Annotated in this window: 4 protein-coding genes, 4 tRNA genes and 1 rRNA gene; 8 read left to right on the forward strand and 1 reads right to left on the reverse strand. The window is 47.9% G+C overall.

Annotation, left to right across the window (positions count from 1 at the left end):
* The first annotated feature begins 160 nt into the window (after positions 1–160).
* From rrf to birA, 3 genes are all read left to right on the forward strand, one after another.
* Positions 161–276 (forward strand): 5S ribosomal RNA (gene rrf, locus BEB54_RS27665).
* Positions 277–412: 136 nt separating this feature from the next.
* Entirely contained in the window at positions 413–1,441 is a 1,029-nt protein-coding gene (murB, locus tag BEB54_RS27670; RefSeq protein ID WP_088542441.1) for a UDP-N-acetylmuramate dehydrogenase, read from the forward strand.
* Positions 1,438–2,403 (forward strand): bifunctional biotin--[acetyl-CoA-carboxylase] ligase/biotin operon repressor BirA, encoded by a 966-nt coding sequence (gene birA, locus BEB54_RS27675; protein ID WP_088542440.1) that lies wholly within the window; start codon positions 1,438–1,440, stop codon positions 2,401–2,403. The genes murB and birA overlap by 4 nt, the downstream gene beginning before the upstream one ends.
* 28 nt (positions 2,404–2,431) lie before the next feature.
* Here the strand turns inward: birA and coaA are convergent, their stop codons facing one another.
* Positions 2,432–3,382 carry a type I pantothenate kinase gene (gene coaA, locus BEB54_RS27680; protein WP_000023085.1) on the reverse strand — a complete coding sequence of 317 codons (951 nt, stop codon included), beginning with the start codon at positions 3,380–3,382 and terminating at the stop codon, positions 2,432–2,434.
* A 361-nt stretch (positions 3,383–3,743) separates the two neighbouring features.
* Between coaA and BEB54_RS27695 the strand changes: the two genes are divergently transcribed.
* The 5 genes from BEB54_RS27695 to BEB54_RS27715 all read left to right on the forward strand — a co-directional run.
* Positions 3,744–3,819, forward strand: a tRNA-Thr gene (locus BEB54_RS27695).
* An 8-nt stretch (positions 3,820–3,827) separates the two neighbouring features.
* A tRNA-Tyr gene (locus BEB54_RS27700) sits at positions 3,828–3,912 on the forward strand.
* Positions 3,913–4,028: 116 nt separating this feature from the next.
* Positions 4,029–4,103: transfer RNA gene (locus BEB54_RS27705), tRNA-Gly, on the forward strand.
* A gap of 6 nt (positions 4,104–4,109) precedes the next feature.
* Positions 4,110–4,185: transfer RNA gene (locus tag BEB54_RS27710), tRNA-Thr, on the forward strand.
* A gap of 114 nt (positions 4,186–4,299) precedes the next feature.
* Positions 4,300–4,586: GTP-binding protein (locus BEB54_RS27715; protein WP_000031683.1), on the forward strand; the 287-nt coding region annotated here is incomplete at its 3' end.

A 4,586-nucleotide genomic window follows, 5' to 3' on the forward strand; every position in this document is an offset into this window, starting at 1 on the left:
CCGGGTGTGTAAGCGCAGCGATGCGTTGAGCTAACCGGTACTAATGAACCGTGAGGCTTAACCTTACAACGCCGAAGATGTTTTGGCGGATTGAGAGAAGATTTTCAGCCTGATACAGATTAAATCAGAACGCAGAAGCGGTCTGATGAAACAGAATTTGCCTGGCGGCCTTAGCGCGGTGGTCCCACCTGACCCCATGCCGAACTCAGAAGTGAAACGCCGTAGCGCCGATGGTAGTGTGGGGTCTCCCCATGCGAGAGTAGGGAACTGCCAGGCATCAAATTAAGCAGAAGGCCCAGTCGGAAGACTGGGCCTTTTTGCGTTTCTACAAACTCTTCCTGTCGTCATATCTACAAGCCATCCCCCCACAGATACGGTAAACTAGCCTCGTTTTTGCATCAGGAAAGCAGCTATGAACCACTCCTTAAAACCCTGGAACACATTTGGCATTGATCATAATGCTCAGCACATTGTATGTGCCGAAGACGAACAACAATTACTCAATGCCTGGCAGCATGCAACCGCAGAAGGGCAACCCGTTCTTATTCTGGGTGAAGGAAGTAATGTACTTTTTCTGGAAGACTATCGCGGCACGGTGATCATCAACCGGATCAAAGGTATCGAAATTCATGATGAACCTGATGCGTGGTATTTACATGTAGGAGCCGGAGAAAACTGGCATCGCTTGGTAAAATACACTTTGCAGGAAGGTATGCCAGGTCTGGAAAATCTGGCGTTAATTCCTGGTTGTGTCGGCTCATCACCTATCCAGAATATTGGTGCTTATGGCGTAGAATTACAGCGAGTTTGCGCTTATGTTGACTGTGTTGAACTGGCGACAGGCAAGCAAGTGCGCTTAACTGCCAAAGAGTGCCGTTTTGGCTATCGCGACAGTATTTTTAAACATGAATACCAGGACCGCTTCGCCATTGTAGCCGTAGGTCTGCGCCTGCCAAAAGAGTGGCAACCTGTACTAACGTATGGTGACTTAACTCGTCTGGATCCTACAACCGTAACGCCACAGCAAGTATTTGATGCGGTGTGTCATATGCGCACCACCAAACTCCCTGATCCAAAAGTGAATGGCAATGCCGGTAGTTTCTTCAAAAACCCTGTTGTATCTGCCGAAGCGGCTAACGCGTTGTTGGCACAATTTCCAACAGCACCACATTATCCCCAGACAGACGGTTCAGTAAAATTGGCAGCAGGTTGGCTTATCGATCAGTGCCAGCTTAAAGGGACGCAAATTGGTGGTGCTGCGGTACACCGTCAACAGGCGCTGGTTCTCATAAATGAGCACAACGCAAAAAGCGAAGATGTTGTACAGCTGGCGCATCATGTAAGACAGAAAGTTGGTGAAAAATTTAATGTCTGGCTTGAGCCTGAAGTCCGCTTTATTGGCGCATCAGGTGAAGTGAGCGCAGTGGAGACAATTTCATGAAGGATAACACCGTGCCGCTGAAATTGATCGCCCTGTTAGCGAATGGCGAATTTCACTCTGGTGAGCAGCTGGGTGAAACGTTAGGAATGAGCCGGGCGGCCATTAATAAACATATTCAAACACTGCGTGACTGGGGCGTTGATGTCTTTACCGTTCCGGGTAAAGGATACAGCTTGCCCGAGCCAATCCAGTTACTTAATGCCGAAAAGATATTGAGTCAGCTGGATGGCGGTAGTGTAGCCGTGCTGCCAGTTATTGACTCCACGAATCAGTATCTTCTTGATCGTATCGGAGAGCTTAAATCGGGTGATGCCTGCGTTGCTGAATACCAGCAGGCAGGACGTGGTCGCCGAGGTCGGAAATGGTTTTCACCTTTTGGCGCAAACTTATATTTGTCGATGTTCTGGCGTCTGGAACAAGGCCCGGCTGCGGCGATTGGTTTAAGTCTGGTTATCGGTATCGTGATGGCGGAAGTATTACGCAAGTTGGGCGCTGATAAAGTTCGTGTTAAATGGCCGAATGACCTCTATCTGCAGGATCGCAAGCTGGCAGGTATTCTTGTGGAGCTGACTGGCAAAACCGGCGATGCGGCGCAAATAGTCGTTGGTGCCGGGATCAACATGGCAATGCGTCGTGTTGAAGAGAGTGTCGTTAATCAGGGGTGGATCACGCTGCAGGAAGCTGGGATCAATCTCGATCGTAATGCGTTGGCGGCCATGCTAATACGTGAATTACGTGCGGCGCTGGAACTCTTCGAGCAAGAAGGATTGGCACCTTATCTTTCGCGCTGGGAAAAACTGGATAATTTTATTAATCGCCCAGTGAAACTTATCATTGGTGATAAAGAAATATTTGGCATTTCACGCGGAATAGACAAACAAGGCGCTTTATTGCTTGAGCAGGATGGAATAATAAAACCCTGGATGGGCGGTGAAATATCCCTGCGTAGTGCAGAAAAATAAGAAAGGGGAGCATTAGCTCCCCTGAAAATTATTTGCGTAGTCTGACCTCTTCTACCGCGTGATTAGCACTCTTTGTCAGGATTAAACTGGCGCGCTCACGAGTAGGTAGAATATTTTGCTTTAAGTTCAGCCAGTTGATCTCTTTCCACAATGTCATGGCAGTGTTAATCGCTTCTTCTTTAGTTAATTTCGCGTAGTTATGAAAATAGGAATCCGGGTCTGTAAAAGCCCCTTCACGGAATTTCAGGAAACGGTTGATATACCACGTCTGAAGTAAGTCTTCCGGTGCATCAACATATATCGAAAAATCGACAAAATCAGAAACAAATACATGATGTGGATCGTGTGGATAATCCATCCCGCTCTGTAAGACATTTAACCCTTCAAGAATTAAAATATCAGGCTGAACAACCGTTTTATCTCCATCCGGGATCACATCATAAATAAGATGCGAGTAAACTGGTGCCGTAACGTTTGGCACGCCGGATTTGAGATCGGAAACAAACTTCACCAGGCGATGCATATCATACGATTCCGGGAAGCCTTTCTTCTTCATCAGACCACGTTCTTTCAGCACCTGATTAGGGTGAAGGAAGCCATCAGTCGTGATCAGTTCAACACGACGATGCTCCGGCCAACGGCTTAATAGTGCCTGCAATACACGGGCGGTTGTACTTTTCCCCACCGCGACGCTACCTGCGATACTGATAATGTAAGGAATGCGTTGCCCGTTGGTACCAAGAAACTGTTCCAGAACTGCCTGACGGCGCAGATTCGAGCTTATATAGAAGTTCAGCAAACGTGACAAAGGTAAATAGATCTCGGCCACTTCTTCTAACGAGAGATCTTCATTAATACCTTTGAGACGGGCGATCTCATCTTCCGATAACGTCATAGGTACGGAATCACGCAGAGCTGCCCACTGGTTGCGGTCAAACTGTAGGTAAGGCGTCATTAACGTTTGCTCTTTTATACTCATAAGCATGTTTCTGGCGGTCATAGCTCTATCGGCAAAACGATATTTGCCATGGCGCGTCACAGTTCTGTTGAATGGGTTAATGGGCAGGAGGGTAACACCAGATGGGGAGGAATAATAAGAAAAAATCTCTCCCAGGAAGCTATCGTTGAAAAGCAATGTGACAGATATTCCATCTGATAAAAAGAATTGCGCTTTAGAAGGAGCGCATTGTTGAGAACAATGATGTTGAAAAAGTGTGCTAATTTGCCCTCTGTTCGACTGTTTCTTCATCGTGTCGCATAAAATGTGACCAATAAAACAAATTATGCAATTTTTTAGTTGCATGAACTCGCATGTCTCCATAGAATGCGCGCTACTTGATGCCGACTTAGCTCAGTAGGTAGAGCAACTGACTTGTAATCAGTAGGTCACCAGTTCGATTCCGGTAGTCGGCACCATCAAGTCCGGTGGGGTTCCCGAGCGGCCAAAGGGAGCAGACTGTAAATCTGCCGTCACAGACTTCGAAGGTTCGAATCCTTCCCCCACCACCAATTTCGGCCACGCGATGGCGTAGCCCGAGACGATAAGTTCGCTTACCGGCTCGAATAAAGAGAGCTTCTCTCGATATTCAGTGCAGAATGAAAATCAGGTAGCCGAGTTCCAGGATGCGGGCATCGTATAATGGCTATTACCTCAGCCTTCCAAGCTGATGATGCGGGTTCGATTCCCGCTGCCCGCTCCAAGATGTGCTGATATAGCTCAGTTGGTAGAGCGCACCCTTGGTAAGGGTGAGGTCGGCAGTTCGAATCTGCCTATCAGCACCACTTCTTTTCTCCTCCCTGTTTTTTCCTTCTGTTTATTGCATTCAACAAGTCGGGCATGTTGCCTGGTTGATGTGGTGATATCACCGATTTATCCGTGTCTTAGAGGGACAATCGATGTCTAAAGAAAAGTTTGAACGTACAAAACCGCACGTTAACGTCGGTACTATCGGCCACGTTGACCATGGTAAAACAACGCTGACCGCTGCAATCACTACCGTACTGGCTAAAACCTACGGCGGTGCTGCTCGCGCATTCGACCAGATCGATAACGCGCCGGAAGAAAAAGCTCGTGGTATCACCATCAACACTTCCCACGTTGAATACGACACCCCGACCCGTCACTACGCACACGTAGACTGCCCGGGGCACGCCGACTATGTTAAAAACATGATCACCGGTGC

Origin of the sequence: Escherichia sp. MOD1-EC6021 (assembly GCF_002965245.1) — a bacterium.
Lineage (GTDB): Bacteria > Pseudomonadota > Gammaproteobacteria > Enterobacterales > Enterobacteriaceae > Escherichia > Escherichia coli_F.